Origin of the sequence: Poseidonocella sp. HB161398 (assembly GCF_005870025.1) — a bacterium.
GTDB lineage: Bacteria > Pseudomonadota > Alphaproteobacteria > Rhodobacterales > Rhodobacteraceae > Mangrovicoccus.
On sequence record NZ_VATA01000034.1, the window covers coordinates 1 to 16190 of the forward strand.

15 protein-coding genes and 1 pseudogene are annotated in these 16190 nt (G+C 70.3%); 11 read left to right on the plus strand and 5 right to left on the minus strand.

All coding sequences use genetic code 11. The features are described 5' to 3' along the window. Positions 1-20: 20 nt before the first annotated feature. From FGX59_RS22515 to FGX59_RS22525, 3 genes and pseudogenes are all read right to left on the minus strand, one after another. Positions 21-626, minus strand: a complete 606-nt coding sequence (locus FGX59_RS22515) for a hypothetical protein (RefSeq protein WP_138469381.1) — start codon at positions 624-626, stop codon at positions 21-23. A gap of 204 nt (positions 627-830) precedes the next feature. Continuing rightward, a pseudogene (locus FGX59_RS22520) lies at positions 831-1265 on the minus strand (transposase); the annotation flags it as partial. 73 nt (positions 1266-1338) lie between these two features. Continuing rightward, the gene (locus FGX59_RS22525; protein ID WP_138469382.1) at positions 1339-2037 is read right to left on the minus strand and encodes a fumarylacetoacetate hydrolase family protein; all 699 of its coding nucleotides are present in this window, start codon (positions 2035-2037) and stop codon (positions 1339-1341) included. Positions 2038-2213: 176 nt separating this feature from the next. Between FGX59_RS22525 and FGX59_RS22530 the strand changes: the two genes are divergently transcribed. Beyond that, positions 2214-2774, plus strand: coding sequence for an NTP transferase domain-containing protein (locus FGX59_RS22530; protein ID WP_138469383.1), 561 nt, complete (start codon positions 2214-2216; stop codon positions 2772-2774). Here FGX59_RS22530 and FGX59_RS22535 read toward each other — a convergent pair. Next, positions 2727-3773, minus strand: a complete 1047-nt coding sequence (locus tag FGX59_RS22535; RefSeq protein ID WP_138469384.1) for an AraC family transcriptional regulator — start codon at positions 3771-3773, stop codon at positions 2727-2729. The genes FGX59_RS22530 and FGX59_RS22535 overlap by 48 nt on opposite strands. A 212-nt stretch (positions 3774-3985) precedes the next feature. Between FGX59_RS22535 and FGX59_RS22540 the strand changes: the two genes are divergently transcribed. Next, on the plus strand, positions 3986-4447 hold the full coding sequence (locus tag FGX59_RS22540) for a (2Fe-2S)-binding protein (RefSeq protein WP_138469385.1): 462 nt from the start codon (positions 3986-3988) through the stop codon (positions 4445-4447). A 1-nt stretch (position 4448) separates the two neighbouring features. Next, a complete protein-coding gene (locus FGX59_RS22545) occupies positions 4449-6614 on the plus strand; it encodes a xanthine dehydrogenase family protein molybdopterin-binding subunit (protein WP_138469386.1) in 2166 nt (721 codons plus the stop codon). 16 nt (positions 6615-6630) lie between these two features. Here FGX59_RS22545 and FGX59_RS22550 read toward each other — a convergent pair whose 3' ends face one another. After that, the gene (locus FGX59_RS22550; protein ID WP_138469387.1) at positions 6631-7161 is read right to left on the minus strand and encodes a hypothetical protein; all 531 of its coding nucleotides are present in this window, start codon (positions 7159-7161) and stop codon (positions 6631-6633) included. A 451-nt stretch (positions 7162-7612) separates the two neighbouring features. On the opposite strand from FGX59_RS22550, the gene FGX59_RS22555 reads away from it, so the two are divergent. The 8 genes from FGX59_RS22555 to FGX59_RS22590 all read left to right on the plus strand — a co-directional run bounded on the left by FGX59_RS22555 (position 7613) and on the right by FGX59_RS22590 (position 16121). Continuing rightward, positions 7613-8728, plus strand: a complete 1116-nt coding sequence (locus tag FGX59_RS22555; RefSeq protein ID WP_240722654.1) for an NAD(P)H-dependent glycerol-3-phosphate dehydrogenase — start codon at positions 7613-7615, stop codon at positions 8726-8728. Continuing rightward, positions 8728-9528 (plus strand): HAD-IIB family hydrolase, encoded by an 801-nt coding sequence (locus tag FGX59_RS22560; protein ID WP_138469389.1) that lies wholly within the window; start codon positions 8728-8730, stop codon positions 9526-9528. Before FGX59_RS22555 ends, FGX59_RS22560 begins: the two co-directional genes overlap by 1 nt. Beyond that, entirely contained in the window at positions 9518-11020 is a 1503-nt protein-coding gene (ggpS, locus tag FGX59_RS22565; protein ID WP_138469390.1) for a glucosylglycerol-phosphate synthase, read from the plus strand. The genes FGX59_RS22560 and ggpS overlap by 11 nt, the downstream gene beginning before the upstream one ends. A gap of 3 nt (positions 11021-11023) precedes the next feature. Continuing rightward, positions 11024-12595, plus strand: coding sequence for a phospholipase D-like domain-containing protein (locus FGX59_RS22570; RefSeq protein WP_138469391.1), 1572 nt, complete (start codon positions 11024-11026; stop codon positions 12593-12595). 149 nt (positions 12596-12744) lie between these two features. Next, positions 12745-13872, plus strand: coding sequence for a PRC-barrel domain-containing protein (locus FGX59_RS22575; RefSeq protein WP_138469392.1), 1128 nt, complete (start codon positions 12745-12747; stop codon positions 13870-13872). Between the two features lie 153 nt (positions 13873-14025). Further along, a complete protein-coding gene (locus FGX59_RS22580) occupies positions 14026-14388 on the plus strand; it encodes a phage holin family protein (protein WP_138469393.1) in 363 nt (120 codons plus the stop codon). Positions 14389-14435: 47 nt separating this feature from the next. Further along, on the plus strand, positions 14436-15077 hold the full coding sequence (locus FGX59_RS22585; protein WP_138469394.1) for a hypothetical protein: 642 nt from the start codon (positions 14436-14438) through the stop codon (positions 15075-15077). 123 nt (positions 15078-15200) lie between these two features. Next, positions 15201-16121, plus strand: a complete 921-nt coding sequence (locus FGX59_RS22590) for a YihY/virulence factor BrkB family protein (RefSeq protein WP_138469395.1) — start codon at positions 15201-15203, stop codon at positions 16119-16121. Positions 16122-16190 lie beyond the last annotated feature (69 nt).

Sequence of the window (16190 nt, forward strand, 5' to 3'; positions counted from 1 at the left end):
TCCATCGCTTTCCAAGTGGGTTATGCAATACGGCGTGTAACTACGGAGCTTGGGCCGAATTCGGCCATTTCAGCCCTGTAACTTATTGAAAATACGTCCCGTGGCCGCCAGGGACCATCGATTTCCCGCCCCCAGCTGTCGAAGTTAGGGGCCCAGATCGCCGCCGCCTTTTTTCTCAGGACCAGCAGCGCCGCGGCCTCCGCCAGCGCCTTCTCCGTGCGCGCCAGCTCCCGTTCCAGGTCCTTGATGCGCTTCCTGTCGTCCTTCGTTTCGCGGGCAATCCGCGCCGAGGCCGTCCTGTCCCAGTCGTTTGCCATCTCGCAGGCTTCCCGCCAGATCGCGATCTGCTCGGGGAATATCCCGCGGCGGCGGCAGTAATCGCCCAGTTCCGCCTCGTTCAGCGCCGCCGCCTCGATCACGGCCGCAAGCTTGTCGCCCGACGTCCAGCCTTCGACATGCGCGTCAGCCTCGGGCAGCAGCTTTCCCTTCGCCCGCGCCTCCGCGCGCCATTTCGCAAGCGTTGCCCGCGAGATCCCTTCCTCCTCGCCAAGACGGCTAAGAGGGATGTTGTTCGGCGGCAGCATTTTCGCGAGAACCGCCGCCTTTCGTTCCGGTGAATAGGCCACTTGCCATCCTGTCATGCCCGCCTCGCTGCATAGTTTCAGATCGGAGGTCGGTGACAACAACCCTGCACGAGGGGGGGCGTCACCGTGGCGAAGAACGGGAAGTTCTGGAACGACGCCGCCAGGTCTGCGAGTTGGCCCGGGCGGCGCGGCCGGAACGCTGGTCAGGCCGCCCGCGCTGCTGGACCCCGATCGGCTCCGTCTGGCTCAACCCGGAACGGCCTGACGAGATGCCGCGAGGCCATGGGGCCGCCGACGCGCTCGCCACGGAAGCAGTCGGCGGCGGCCCCATGGCCGGGTCAGCGGAGTGCGCAGCCTGAAAATAGACACCGGTGACAACCCCATTGAAACCCACCGCATCCCGTCCCAGTGGTTTTGGATATAGGCGAGCTTCTCGCCCAGCCGGGATTTTGCGGAGACGCGACGCCGCTGCTCCTGGAGCCAGATGCCGAGCGCGGCGACTAGCGGCGCGGTGCGGGCCTGGCGGGCAGACAGCCGCTGGCCGGGACCCATGCCGCGGATCTCCGCCTCGATGCGGTAGAACTCGGCGATGCGGCGCAGGCCCTCGGCGGCAATCTCGGACCCGTCGCGGTCGAAGACCTCCTTCAGCTTGCGCCGCGCATGTGCCCAGCAGTGGGCGACCGTGACCGGGGGGCCGCCCTTGCGGGACGGGCGCGTTAGCCGGTTGTAACCCGGATAACCGTGATCCGCGGGATCAGCGCACCTTGACCGAGACGGTGCCGACGCCCTCGACCGTGCCTTCGAGCAGGTCGCCCATCAGCACCGGGCCGACGCCCGAGGGGGTGCCGGTCATGATCAGGTCGCCGGGGCGCAGGGTGAAGCTCTTCGAGATATGGGCGATCATCTCGGGGATCGACCAGATCATCTGCGAAAGGTCGCCGCGCTGCTTGATGTTGCCGTTGACCGCCAGGGTGATCGCGCCCGAGACCGGGTGGCCGGTCTCCGCCACGGGATGGATCGCCCCGACCGGCGCCGAGCCGTCCACCGCCTTCGCGGTTTCCCAGGGGCGGCCCATCGACTTGGCCGTCGCCTGGATGTCGCGCAGCGTCATGTCGAGCCCGACGCCGTAGCCCCAGACATGCGACAGCGCGTCGGCCACCTCGATATGCGACCCGCCGGTGCCGATGGCGGCGACCATCTCCACCTCGTGATGCACGTCGGAGGAATGGCGCGGATAGAGGAAGTCGGTGCCCGGCGGGCAGACCGCGGTGTTCGGCTTCATGAAGAAGAACGGCGGCTCGCGGCTGGAATCATGGCCCATCTCGGCGGCATGGGCGGCGTAGTTGCGGCCGATGCAGAACAGGCGGCCCACCGGGAAGACAGCCTCCTCTCCGGCGACGGGCAGCGTGACGGGCACGGGCGGCGCAACGGCGAAGATCGTGTCCTGGGGCATGGCGGGTCCTTTCGGGATGGTCTCGGGGCTGCGTCAATCCTTGCGGCTGGCAGAAGTGAAACCACAAGGCGGCGGCGGGCGGCCTGCGGTCCTTCGCCGCGCATGGGGGCTTGCACCTGCTGCATGGCTGGTCATGCTCGCCCCGTCAACAAGGGCGGGCGGCGCGGAGGCAGGGAATGACGGAATTTTGCGCGGGCGCGGTGCTGGCGGCGGGGCGCTCCACCCGGTTCGGGCCGCAGGACAAGCTGGCGGCGCTGCTTGGCGGGCGGCCGCTGGCATCCCATGCGGCGGCGGCGCTGTCGGCGGTGCCCCTGGGGGCACGGGCGGCCGTGTGCCCGCCGGAGCGGGCCGGGCTCTTTCCCGGCTTCGCGCGGCTCGAGGCGCCGGCCGGGTCGGAGCAGTCGGCTAGCCTGGCGGCGGCCGCCGCCTGGGCGGAGGAGATCGGCGCCTCGCATCTGCTGGTGGTGCTGGGCGACATGCCCTTCGTCACCGCCGGGGACATGGCCCGGGTGCTGGCGCTGGCAGGCGAGGGGGCGGCCGCGGTCACCGACGGCCGCCGTCCGATGCCGCCGGCGGCCTTCGGCCGGGCGCTCTTCCCGGCGCTAGCCGCGGCGGAGGGCGATCAGGGCGCGCGGGCGATCCTGCGCGCGCTGCCGCCCGAGCGCCTTGTGCCGCTGCCGCCGGAGCGGCTACGCGACATTGATACGCTCGGAGATCTGCGCGCGGCCGGGTCCTGACAGCGGGGCGAGCCGCGCCCTGGCCTCGCCGGGGGTCATGCTGGTCCAGCCATGGAAGGCGCGGTAGAACGAGTTCGGATCGCGATAGGCCAGCAGGTAGCTGATCTCCGGCACCGTGATCGAGGCGTCGCGCAGGTACTGCAGCGCCAGCGTCTCGCGGGTGCGGTCGAGCACGGCGCGGAAGCTTTCGCCCTCTTCCTGCAGGCGGCGCTGCAGGCTGCGGCGGCTGAGCCCGAGATGGGCGCAGACATCGTCCGCCCCGGACTTGCCCGCCGGCAGCAGCTCCGCCAGCGCGCCGGTGACGCGGGTGGCGAAGGAGGCAGAGGCGGCGCGGTCGCGCAGGCGGCGGCGCAGCGCCTGCTCCATGCCGCGCCAGATCTCGTCATTCTCCGACAGCAGCGGCCGGACGGCATCCTCGGCGGCGATCTCCAGCGAGATCTCGGGATCGGTGCTGACCGGGCAGCCGAGCCAGCGCTCGTACTCGGCGCGCTCGCGCGGCGGGACCGGCATGCGCACCCGCCGCGGCACCACGCGGACGCCGGAATAGTGGCGGCAGAGCTCGGTCACGAAGGCGATGTCGAAGGCGCCCAGATGCGGGTCCGGGGCGATGCCGGGCTCGGTCACGGCGAAGGCGATCTTCACCCCGCCGCCGGTCTCGGCCACGGTGATGCGCACCGGCGCCGAGAGCGGCTTGAAGAGCGCAAGCCGCCCCAGCCCGGTGCGGATGTCGCGCGACGCGGCGAAGGCGATGATCGGCGCATGGGCCGGCTGATGCGCGGCCGCGCGCGCCAGCTCCAGCACCGCGCCGGGGCCTGGCGCCAGCTCGATCAGCGCGCTCCAGGCGTCGATATAGGCGCGGGCCGGCACGCCGTGGCCCTCGGTCTCAAGATGGTCGGCCGGCAGGCCCGCCTGGTCCAGCACCTCTGCCGGGTCGGTCCCCAGCAGCCGGCATCCCATCTGGACCACCCGGGCAACCGGATAGAGCGACTTTCTACTCATGGACTCCCCCTCCCGTTATGGTTGTTTTCGCCCATTTTGCGCGGCGCGGGGAAGCTGGCAAGCTCTGTGGCGCGAATTGTTAGCAGCTTGGCGCGAAATGCAAGAACCGCGGCATGGCGTCGCCGCGCTGTCATGGCAGGATGGGGGCATCGAAGGGACCACCTTGGGACGGCCTCCGCCGTCCCGAGCCCCAAGCCAAAGGTGGACGTGACATGACGACGACCCTGACACTGAATGGCCAGCCGGTGACCGTCGAGGCGGAACCTGGCACGCCGCTTCTGTGGGTGATCCGAGACGAGTTGAAGCTGACCGGGACCAAGTTCGGCTGCGGCGTGGCGAGCTGCGGCGCCTGCACGGTGCATCTCGACGGGGTCGCGGTGCGCTCGTGCCAGACCTTCATCGAGGATGCCGAAGGCGCCTCCGTGACCACGATCGAGGGCATCGGCGGCGCCGCCGCGAAGGCCGTGCAAGCCGCCTGGGCCGAGCTTGACGTGGTGCAGTGCGGCTACTGCCAGTCGGGGCAGATCATGTCGGCGGTCGGGCTGCTGTCGGACACGCCGAAGCCCACCGACGAGGATATCGACGGCGCGATGTGGGGCAATGCCTGCCGCTGCGCCACCTACCAGCGCATCCGCGCCGCGATCCACCGCGCCGCCGAGATCATGGAGGCCTGAGATGACATTGCAGACCACGCGCCGCGGTTTCCTGAAGACCGCAACCGCCGGGGCCCTGGTGCTCGGCTTCGGACCGCAGGGGCTGATGGCCCAGGGCGATGACGCCGCCATGCTGACGCCCTTCGTGCGGGTCGATCCCGACGGCACCGTGACCGCCATCCTGAAGCATTTCGAGATGGGGCAGGGGACCACCACCGGGCTGACCACGCTGATCGCCGAGGAGATGGGCATGCCGATGGAGGCCATGCAGATCGCTTTCGCGCCCTCCGATCCGGAGGTCTACAACAACCTCTTCTTCGGCAAGTTCCAGGCGACGGGCGGCTCGACCGCCATGGCCAATAGCTGGATGCAGTACCGCCAGGCCGGGGCGGCCGCGCGCGAGATGCTCTTGAAGGCGGCGGCCGCGGACTGGGGCGTCGAGCCCGGGACGCTGACGCTGTCGGAGGGCATGATCCGCGGCCATGGCGATCCGGTCCCCGCGGGCAGCTATGCCGCCGCCGCCGCCGGGATGCCGGTGCCGGCCGAGCCGCGGCTGAAGGCGCCGGAGGAGTTCGTGCTGATCGGCAAGCCGGGGGTGAAGCGCAAGGACACGCCGGGCAAGATCAATGGCACCGCGCAATTCGCGATGGACATCCATCTGGACGGCCAGATCGTGGCGCTGGTGACGCGGTCGCCGCGGATGGGCGCGGTGGTCTCGGGCTTCGACGGCGCCGCGGCCGAGGCGGTGCCCGGGGTCATCAAGGCCGAGGTGCTGGCCAATGGGGCGGGCGTCGCGGTCCTGGCCGAAAGCACCTGGGCGGCGATCCGGGGGCGCGACGCCCTGTCGGTCGACTGGGATCTCTCGGCGGCGGAGACGCGCGGCTCGGACGAGGTCCGGGCGGAGCTTCTGGCGGCCGTGGCGGCACCCGCGGAATACAACGCCGCCGGGGCGCCGGAAGATGCCGCGGGCATCGAGGGCGCCGCGACGGTGATCGAGCGCAGCTTCTACTTCCCGCTTCTCGCGCATGCGCCGATGGAGCCGCTGACCTGCACGATCCGGCCCGATGCCGATGGCGGGGTGACGCTGATCGACGGGGCGCAGATGCCGACCTCGCCGCATACCGCGCTGGCCGGGCTGCTGGGGCTGCCGATGGAGAAGATCCGGGTGAAGACGGTCTATGCCGGCGGCTCCTTCGGGCGGCGCGGCAATCCGGCGGCGGACTACCAGGTGGAGGCGGCGCTGGCCTTCGCGATGACCGACCGGTCGCGGCCGGTGAAGCTGGTCTGGACGCGCGAGGACGACATCCGCGGCGGCTGGTACCGTCCGGCCTTCGCCCATCGCGTCCGGGTCGGGATCACCGGCGACGGCGATATCGCCGGCTGGGACCACCGCATCGCCGGGCAGTCGCTGATGAAGGGCTCGATCTTCGAGGCAGCCGTGGTGGTCGACGGGGTCGATGGCAGCTCGGTCGAGGGGGTGGCGGACACGCCCTATGCGATCCCGGGCATGTATACCGGGCTGACCGACACGGCGAAGGCGACCTCGGTGCTGTGGTGGCGTTCGGTCGGGCATACCCACACGGCCTACGTGATGGAGACGATGATGGATCTGGCGGCGCGCGCGGCCGGGCGCGACCCGCTGGAATTCCGCCTGGCGCATCTGCCCGGAGACCGGCCCGAGCAGCTGCGCATGGCCGCCGTCCTGAAGGCCGCGGCCGAGGCGGCCGGCTGGGGCAGCCCGGCGCCGGGCAACAGCCAGGGGATCGCGGCGCACCACTCCTTCGGCTCCTTCGTGGCGGAGGTCGCCGAGATCTCGGGCAATGCCTCGGATGGCGTGAAGATCGAGAAGGTGACGGCGGCGGTCGATTGCGGGCTGGCGATCAATCCCGACGTGGTGAAGGCGCAGATCGAGGGCGGCATCGGCTACGGTCTGGGCGCGGTCATGCGCAACGAGATCACGCTGGAGGACGGCGAGGTCGTGCAGTCGAACTTCCCCGATTACGAGCCGCTGCGGATCACCGATATCGGAACAATCGAGGTGCATGTGCTGGCCTCGGCCGAGGCGCCTTCGGGGATCGGCGAGCCGGGGGTGCCGCCTGCGGGCCCGGCCCTGGCCAATGCGATCGCGGCGGGGGGCGAGCTCGTCACCGAGTTGCCGCTGGCCGCGAATGGCGTCGCCTTCGCCTGACTGCGCGGCGGCGGCCTCAGGCCGCCGCGGCCATCCGCCGGGGCGGCCGGCGCCGCGACACGGCCCAGAGCGCGGCCAGTCCGGCGGCCGCCGCGGGCAGCGCCGGGGGCAGCGGCACGATGGACGGATTGCCGACCACGACGGAATAGCTGACCGGGTCGCCGGTGCCGCTGACCGCGCCGTCGGAGTCGCGGATGGTGATGCTGTAGCTCGCTTCGCTGATATCGGCGATGCGGATGTAGAAGTCGGACTTGTTCGACTGGACGACGTTCACGCCATTGGTCAGCCCGCCGATGATCAGCGTGTCGGACCCGGCCTTGTAGGCGTAGCCGAGCCCGCCCGCCGGGGGGAAGGTCAGCTCGGTGATGGTCAGGCCGTCGGTGGTGCCGGAGATGCTCGCGGTCAGGTCGGCCTCGATCTCCAGGTCGAATTCCACCAGTCCGAGCTGGCCGCCGTCGAAATAGCCGGAGATCTGGTAGGTGGCCGCTGATGCGGGGAGGGACGAGGCCATGGCGATCGGCACCGCGGCAAGGCAGGACTTAATCATGGATGATCTCGCTAAATGGAAAAAATGTCGGCTGACAGGACGCGCGGGGGCGCCTGCGGCATGCGCGCCAGTCTGCCCGGTCCGCAGAACAGTTAAAGTGTTAACTTCCCAGTGGGGCCGGACCGGTGGAATCCCGCCATGCCGCCGCCGAAGCTGCCTGTTCATGCTGCACCGCCGAAAAGGCGCCCGTCAGGGCACTGGATTTGGGTACCGAAGTTGCCGGGGATCTATGCTTAAAGCCCAAAAACCGGGCAAACACTGGACAGAATTGCCGCGGAAGCGGGCGGTTTCGTTGACCCTCGGCGGCGGAGTGCCTACGTCCCTGCCATGCGCTACGTGCAATATAACGGGCCTCTCCTGCCTTTCGGCGGTAGAGGGGCTGTCGGATTTTCCCATCCCGGCCGGAACTCTTTCGCGAGTGCAGCGTTAGCGCATGGCAAAGGAGGACCCAATGCAGCATGACCTTCCTGATGCGAAGGACAGTCTGGCCGCCATACGGCCATATTCCCGGGTGGCGATTCTCGGCGCCGGTTCCTGGGGCACCGCGATCGCGGCCATCGCCCGCCGCGCAGGGCGCACCGTGACGATCTGGGCGCGCGACCCGGATGTGGCGCGCGACATCAACGACAACGACCGCAACGAGAAATATCTTCCCGGCATCCCTCTGCCCGAGGGCATTTCGGCCTATACCGATCTTGCCGGTGCGGTCAGGGATGCCGAGGCGATCTTCCTCGTCACGCCATCGCATTCGATCCGCGGCATGGCGCAGCTGCTGAACCCGCTGCTCCACCGCCTGACCCCGATCGTGGTCTGCGCCAAGGGCATCGAGGCCGAGACCGGCCTGCTGATGTCCTCGATCGTCGAGGAAGAGCTGCCCGGCCATCCGGTCGGCGCGCTCTCGGGGCCGACCTTCGCGGCCGAGGCGGCGCGCGGCGACTACACCGCGGCGACATTGGCCTTCGATTTCAAGACCATCGACCGGATCAACCCCGAGGGCAGCCCGGCCGCGCGGCTTGCCGTCAGCCTAGGCTGCGAGAGCTTCCGCCCCTACCTGTCGGACGATCTCGTCGGGCTGGAGACGGCCGGCGCGATGAAGAACGTCATCGCCATCGCCTGCGGGATGATGACCGGGGTCGGCTTCGCCGAGAACACCCGCGCGGCGCTGATCGCCCGCGGGCTGGGCGAGATCCAGCTCGTCACCCTGGCGCTCGGCGGGCGCACCGACACGGTGCTTGGCATGGGCGGGGTGGGTGACCTGACGCTGACCTGCAATTCCAAGACCTCGCGCAACATGAGCCTCGGGCTGCAGCTGGGCGAGGGCGTGCCGCGGCAGGACTGCTTCGGCGGCAAGCCCGTCGTGGTCGAGGGCGAGCGCAACGCCCGCTCGGTCCATGACCTGGCCCGCCGGCTGGGCCTGCGCCTGCCGATCTGCGGCACCGTCTACCGCATCCTCCACGAGGGCGCGGATCTGCGCGAGAGCTTCGCGGCGCTCTGGTCGAGCCCGCTCGAGGCAGAACCGGCGGCCATGGCCGTCGAAATCCCCCATCCTGTAAGCCTGGAGGCGTGATGACCATCCAAGACCGAGTGACCCTGCCCGAGATTGCCGAGAAGACGATGGTGCTTGCCACCGATCTCGACGGCACCTTCCTGGGCGGCACCGCGGAGGAGCGGCGCGCTCTCTATGACTGGATCGAGGAGAACCGCGACACGGTCGGGCTGATCTTCGTCACCGGGCGCGATCCGGAATTCATTGCCGGGCTGGTCGAGGCCGAGGGCACGCCCTGGCCGGACTACGCCGTCGGCGATGTCGGCACCACGATCGCCCGGGTCTCGCCCGAGAACGGCGTCGAGCCGATCGAGGAGCTGGAGGAGCAGATCGCCGAGATCTGGGGCAATGCCGGGGACAGCGTCCGCGCGCGGCTCGACGGCTGGCAGGGGCTGAAGCTGCAGCCGACGCCCTTCCGCTACCGCGTCAGCTACGACCTGATCGCCGACGAATTCGACGAGGGCGCCAAGGCCGCGGTCGAGGAGATGGGCCATGACTGGCTGATCTCGGACAACCGCTATTTCGACGTGCTGCCCAGGGGCATCTCCAAGGGCCCGTCGCTGAAGCGCCTGCTGGCGCATCTGGGGATCGCCGAGGGCCGCGTGCTGGCCGCGGGCGACACGCTCAACGACTACTCGCTGCTGACGGCCGGGGTGCCTGCGGTTGCGGTCGGCAATTCCGAAGCACCCCTGAAGGAGGCGCTGGCCCAGGGCGAGCACCCGCATCTGCACCATGCCGAGCGGCATGGCTGCGCGGGCATCGCCGAGGCCATCGTCCATTTCGATCTTCATCCGACAGGAGCCACCGCCCATGCCAAGTGATCTGGTCATCGTCTATCACCGCCAGCCCTACGAGGAGGTCGAGGTCGACGGAAAGGTGGAGTTCCGCGAGAACAAGTCGCCGAACGGCATCGTCCCGACCCTCAAGAGCCTGTTCGGCAACGTGCCGACCGGCGCCTGGATCGCCTGGAAGCAGGCCGAGGATCCCGAGAATCCGGGCTTCGAGCAGGTCGTCGAGATCGACGACGCCTATGGCAAGTACCGGGTCAGCCGCCTGCCGCTGACCGCCGAGCAGGTGTCGAGCTTCTACCACATCACCTCGAAAGAGGCGTTCTGGCCGATCCTCCACAACTTCAAGGAACGCTACAACTACGACCCCGTGGACTGGCCGACCTTCCAGGAGGTGAACCGCAAGTTCGCCGAGGCCGCCGCGGCCGAGGCCAATCCCGGCGCCGTGGTCTGGATCCACGACTACAACCTGTGGCTGGTCGCGGGCTACCTGCGCAAGCTGCGCCCGGATGTGCGGATCGCCTTCTTCCACCACACGCCCTTCCCCTCGGCGGACATGTTCAACGTGCTGCCCTGGCGCAAGGAGATCATGCAGAGCCTGCTGTCCTGCGACGTGGTCGGGTTCCACATCCCGCGCTATGCCGAGAATTTCGTCGGCGCCGCGCAGTCGCTTCTGGATGTCGAGGTCACCGGGCGCCGTGACGTGCCCGAGAGCCTGATGACCGATGGCGGCGCCCTGTCGGACCGCCGCGTGCCGCACCGCCTGCGCTACCGCGACCGCGAGATCACCGTCGCGACCGCGCCGGTCGGGGTGAATGTCAGCTATATCGAGGAGCTCGCCGCCAGCGAGGAGACCGCCGCGAAGGTCGCCGCGATCCGCGAGGAGCTCGACGGCAAGCGGCTGATCCTCTCGGTCGGGCGCACCGACTACACCAAGGGCGGGGTGGAGCAGCTGCAGGCCTACGAGCGCCTGCTGAAGCGCCGTCCCGACCTGCGCGGCAAGGTCCGGCTGATGCATGTCTCGGTCATGGCGAATGCCAACATGACCGCCTACCAGGAGGTGCAGTCGGGGCTGGAAGCGCTGGCGGGCCATATCAACGGGCTCTATGGCAGCTTCGAATGGCAGCCGCTGGCCTTCATCTCGAACCCGGTGCCGTTCCGCGACCTGATCGCCTATTACCGCGCGGCCGATGTCGCCTGGATCACGCCGCTGGCGGACGGGATGAACCTGGTCTGCGAGGAATACGCCTCGGCCCGGACCGATGGCGACGGCTGCCTGGTGCTGTCGGAATTCGCCGGCGCCGCAGTGGTGCTGTCGGATGCGGTGCTGACCAACCCGTTCTCGCACCGCTCCATGGATGCCGCGATCGAGCGGGCGCTGGCGATGGGCGAGGAGACGCGGCGCCACCGCATGGCCTCGCTGCGCGCGGCGACCCACCGCCATAGCGTCGAGGCCTGGGCGGCAGAGCAGATGAGCAGCTTCGAGGGCCTCGGCCATGCCCTCGACCTTGCCAGCGCTGACTGACCCATGGATGGCACGGTGCTGGCGGGCATGGCCGCCGCCGAAACCCGGCTGCGGCGCATCTGCCTGACAGCGGCCGAGGCGTATCCGGCGCTGGAGGAGGAATTCCTCTCTGCCCGGCAGGAGATCCACGCCTCCTTCCGGGTCTTCGATCCCTCGACGCGGCTGCGCGGCGAGGCTGGACGGGCTGTCGGCGGCTGCTGGGCCGACCTCCTGGCGCATGTGCTGGGCAAGGGCGTGCATGTGACGCTGGTCCTGTCGGATTTCGACGCCATCGCGCGCCCCGAGCTGCACCGCATGGCCCATGGCCATGCCCGCGCGCTGGAGGCGGTGCGTGACGCCTTGCCCGAGGGGGCGGGGCGGCTGACCCTGCGGCTGGCGCCGCATCCCGCGCGGATGGGCGCGCTGCCGCGGCTCCTGCTGCTGCCGGTGATCCGCAAGCACCTGCGCGAGACCGCGGAGGCGATCGGCGCGATGGCGCCCGAGGACCGCCGCCAGGCGCTCGAGGACAGTCCCGGCCTTGCCGGCTATCTCGAGGAGCGCGGCGGAAAGCTGCGGGTGAAGCGGCTGATCCTGCCCGAGGTGCTGCCCGCCACCCATCACCAGAAGATCGCGGTCTTCGACCGGGCGCGGCTCTATATCGGCGGGCTCGATCTCGACGAGCGCCGCTGGGACACGCCCGAGCACCGCCGCGCCGCCGCCGAGACCTGGCATGACGTGCAGGTGCTGATGGAGGGACCGGTGGCGCGCGAGGCACAGGCCCATCTCGACCGCTTCCTCGGCGAGACCGAGGGGCGGCAGCGCCCGGGACCGGGGCGCGAGCTTTTGCGCACGCTGTCGCGGGCCCGCCGGGTGGCGCTGCCCTTCTTCGGGCCGCGGCCGGTGCTGGGCGAGATCGCCGCCGCGCATCGCGACGCGATCGCCCGCGCGGAGGAGTTCATCTTCCTCGAGACCCAGTTCCTGCGGGACCTGCCGCTGGCGCGCGCGCTGGCGAAGCGCGGACGCGAGGCGCCGGGGCTGGGCCTTGTCGCCATGCTGCCCGCCGCCCCCGAGGATGTCGCCTTCCAGAGCGATTACGGCATCGGCATGCGCCATGCCGAGGCGCTGCAGATCCGCTGCCTCGAGACGCTGGCCGAGGCTTTCGGCCGCCGCTTCTACGCGGTCTGCCCGGCCCAGCCGCGCCCGGCCGCCTCCGAAGGCGAGCGCGACACCGTCAAGGGCGCGCCGCAGATCTACGTCCATGCCAAGGTCTCGATCTTCGATGGCCGGCAGGCGATCGTCTCCTCGGCCAATCTCAACGGCCGCTCGCTGCGCTGGGACACCGAGGCCGGGGTGATGCTGAAGCGGCCGGAGGACGCGGCCGAGCTGCGCGACCGCTGCATGCGCCACTGGCTGGGGGCAGGCTATGACGCCGATCCCGCGCCCTTCCGGCAGAGCGCGGATGCCTGGCGCGGCCGGGCCCGGGCCAATGCGGCGCGCGATCCGGCGTCGCGGGAGGGCTATGTCATGCCCTATCCCTGGGCGCGGGCCGAGGATTTCGCCACCGAGGTTCCGGGCTTCCCGGCCGAGGCCGTGTAAGGGCCTCCGCGCGCGCAACGCCGGAGCCCGTCGGCAGGTTCCCGCCGAAAGCCGATTTAATTCAAGAGCTTCTCCGGAACATTCCGACCCCTCCCGCGGTTTCCCTCCCAGATCGCAAGTCAACGATCCGGAAACTTCGGGAGAAAGACATGACCAGGTTCTATGTTGCATCGACCGCCCTCGCGCTCGTTCTGGCGACGCCGCTGAGCGCCCAGACCGCAGACGAGCAAAGCGGCTTCGCCTACAGCCCCACGGGTGACGAGGTCCGCGCATCGCAATTCATCGGCGCCCGCGTCTACGCCGCGGCGCCGGAAGAGGCCGCCATGTCGGCGGACGGCTCCGCAGTTGACGGGGTCGGCAACGGCGCCGAAGAGGCCGACGACATGGCCGCCGGGGACACCGCTCCGGCCGATCCGCGCGACGACTATGCCGATGTCGGCGAAATCGGCGACGTGCTGATGAGCCAGGACGGCCAGATCGAGGCGATCCTCGTGGATGTCGGCGGCTTCCTCGGCATCGGCGAGAAGCAGGTGGCGATCTCGATGGACAAGCTCGAATTCGTCCCGGACACCGCCGCCGCGCAGGACTGGATGGTCGTCTTCACCTCCGACCGCGAGACGCTGGAGAACGCCCCGGCCTACGAGCCCCCGGCCGATCCGGCCGCGATGGACGGCGCCGATGCCGGCGCAGCCGTGGCGCCGACGGGCTCGGTCTCCGAAACGGTCGGCGATGCCGGCTCGGACGCGGCCGACTGGGCGGAAGAGAAGACCGCCCAGGGCGAGCAGGCGCTTGATGCCGCCGGCGACAAGGCGTCCGACATGGCCCAGAGCGCGCAGCAGGACATGCAGAGCGCAGCCGAGGGCGTGGGCGAGGCCGCTGACCGTGCCGGCGACGCGCTGGCCGGGGCCGCCACCAGCGCAGGCGCCGCAGTCGAAGATGCCGGCGAGGACATGCAGCAGGCCGGGACCGATGCCGGTTCGGCAGACTACGTGACCGCCGATATCGGCGACGTGACGACCGAACAGCTGACCGGCGCGCGGGTCTACGACCTCAACGACAAGCGCATCGGCGAGGTCCACGAGGTCGCGATGACGGCCGACGGCCAGCCCGGCAAGGCGATCGTCGATGTCGGCGGCTTCCTCGGGATCGGCGAGAAGCGGGTCGAGCTGGGCTTCGACCAGATGAATATCGAGAAGCTCAATGGCGGCGACGAGCTGCGCATCCAGGTCAACGCGACCGAGGAGCAGCTCAAGGAAATGCCCGAATACGAGGGGTAACCCCCTGCGCCCCTCCTGGGCGGTCCCTTGCGGGGCCGCCCGTCTGGCTGCAATATCCTCGAGACTGGATTGACCTGCAGATTGACGTGACCCGATGACCCAGAATGTGTTCCCCGCTCTCTTCCTGCCCGGCGCAATGGCCGGAATTTCGTCATGAGCGGGCGGGAACCTGGGGACGAGTCGCTCGTTTCCATTCTGATCCGCCAGGCCGGCGCCCTGCTTCAGGGCGAAGTCGATCTGGTGAAGGCGCGCATCGAGCGGGCCCTGCACCGCGCCATCTTCGCCATCGGGCTGGCAGTCTTTGCCGCCGTGCTGGGGATGACGGCACTGAATTTCGCCGCGGAAGTGGCGGTCCAGAAGCTGGTCGAGTCCGGCTGGGAGGAATCCTCGGCGGACGGGCTGGTGGCAGCCGGGGCGGCGGCAGCGGCGCTTCTGTGCCTTCTGGCCGGCGGGCTGCTTCTGCGGGGGCTGATACCGAATTCCCGGCGGGAGCGCCGGCGGCGGGACCGCCGCTAGCGCTCCGGCCATGACCTGAAACCGACGAAACGGAAGGAGACGGGACGATGGCCAGGAAACTGACCCAGGACGATCTGGAACGCGAATTGAAGGATCAGCGCGACGCGCTGGCCGACACGCTGGAGCAGCTCTCCGGCCGGCTGGGCCGCGGCGATCTCTGGGCCGAGGCGGCGGCGCTGGCCGCCTCCTGCGGCCGCGATGCCGGCAAGCTGGCCTTCTCGGCGGCCAAGGCCAATCCCGGCCGCACCGCCGCGATCGGCGGGGCCGCGGCCCTGGCGCTCTGGGGCGCCTCGCGGCTGCGCCGCCGCCCCGAGCCGGAAACCCGCATGACCCGGTTCCGCCACCGCGCGGAAGAGGCGATGGCCGAGGCCGGCCGCGATACCGAGGCGCTGGTCAAGGTGCTGAAGGCGCGGCTCGAGGCGCTGGAGCTGCAGCGCGACGCCGAGGACCGCCGCCGCGACGAGAAGCGCAAGTCGCAGATGCGCTCGGCCAGCGGGCCGCTGGTCGCGGGGCTGGGCGCCCTGGCGATCGCCGCCGCGGCCCGTGCGCTGCGCAGCCGCCCAGACGCGAAGGAGAGCGCCGAGGCGACGATGGAGGACCTCGCCGAGGAGCTCGACGACCTGGCGAAGTCGATGGAGGCGAAGATGCCCTCCGAAGAGGAGATGCCGCTGCCGAACGGGCGGCACTGATGCCGTGCCGCGCCGACCGGCCCGCCTGCCGCGAGGCGGGCGACGGCCTGCCGGCGCGGCGGGGCGGCGGCGGCGACCCGTCCTGCCAGGCGGGCCGCCCCGCCCGTAGCGGGCGGGGCTGAGATGGTCCTGCTGCCGCGCTCCCGCAAGGCGGTCTGGCTGGCCGCGCTCGGCGGCGCGCTGGCGCAGATCGACCGGCGCAATCTCGGGCTGATCGCCGCCGGGGTGGCCTTCTACAGCCTGCTGTCGCTGTTTCCGGCGATCACCGCCCTGGTCTCGGTCTGGGCGGTCTTCGCCGATCCGCTCGACATCCAGCCCCAGCTCGCGCTGCTCTCGCGGCTGATCCCGACCGCCGCCTACGAGCTGGTCGCGGGCCAGGTCGCCGCGCTGGTCTCGGCGCCGCCCGCGGCGCTGAGCTGGGCGGGGGGCGTGTCGCTCTTCGTGGCGCTGTGGTCGGCGCGGGCCGGGGTCGGCGCGCTGACCCGCGGGCTGAACACCGTCTATGGCGAGCAGAACCGCCGCGGGCTCGGCGAATTCGCCAGCGCGCTCGTCCTGACGCTCCTGCTCCTGGGCCTGACCGCCGCGGTTCTGGCGCTGATGGTGCTCCTGCCGGTGGTGCTGTCGCAGATCCCGGTCTCCTTCCTCGCGGAGACGCTGCTGCGGGTGGCGAAATGGAGCATCGCGACCGGCCTGGTGCTGCTGTCCCTGGGGCTGCTCTACCGCGTCGGGCCGAACCGGCGGGCGGCGCGGGTGCCCTGGCTGAGCCCCGGCGCGCTGACCGCGACCGCGCTCTGGGCGATCGCCTCGCTGGGCTTCACCTTCTACCTGGAGCATTTCGCGGCGCTCAGCCGCCTCTACGGCTCGCTGGGCGCGGTGGTGGCGCTGCAGATCTGGTTCTTCATCAGCGCGCTCTCGGTGCTCTTCGGCGCGGCCTTGAATGCGGAGCTGGAGCGGCGCACCGCCGAGGACAGCACGATCGGCCGTCCCCGCCCGCTGGGCCAGCGCGGCGCCGAGGCGGCGGATACCTACCTGCCGACGCGCTGAGCGCCGCGGGGCCGTCAACCAGTTTTCCCGGAATCAATCGAACGGATTTTAAACGTCTGATAGTCAATT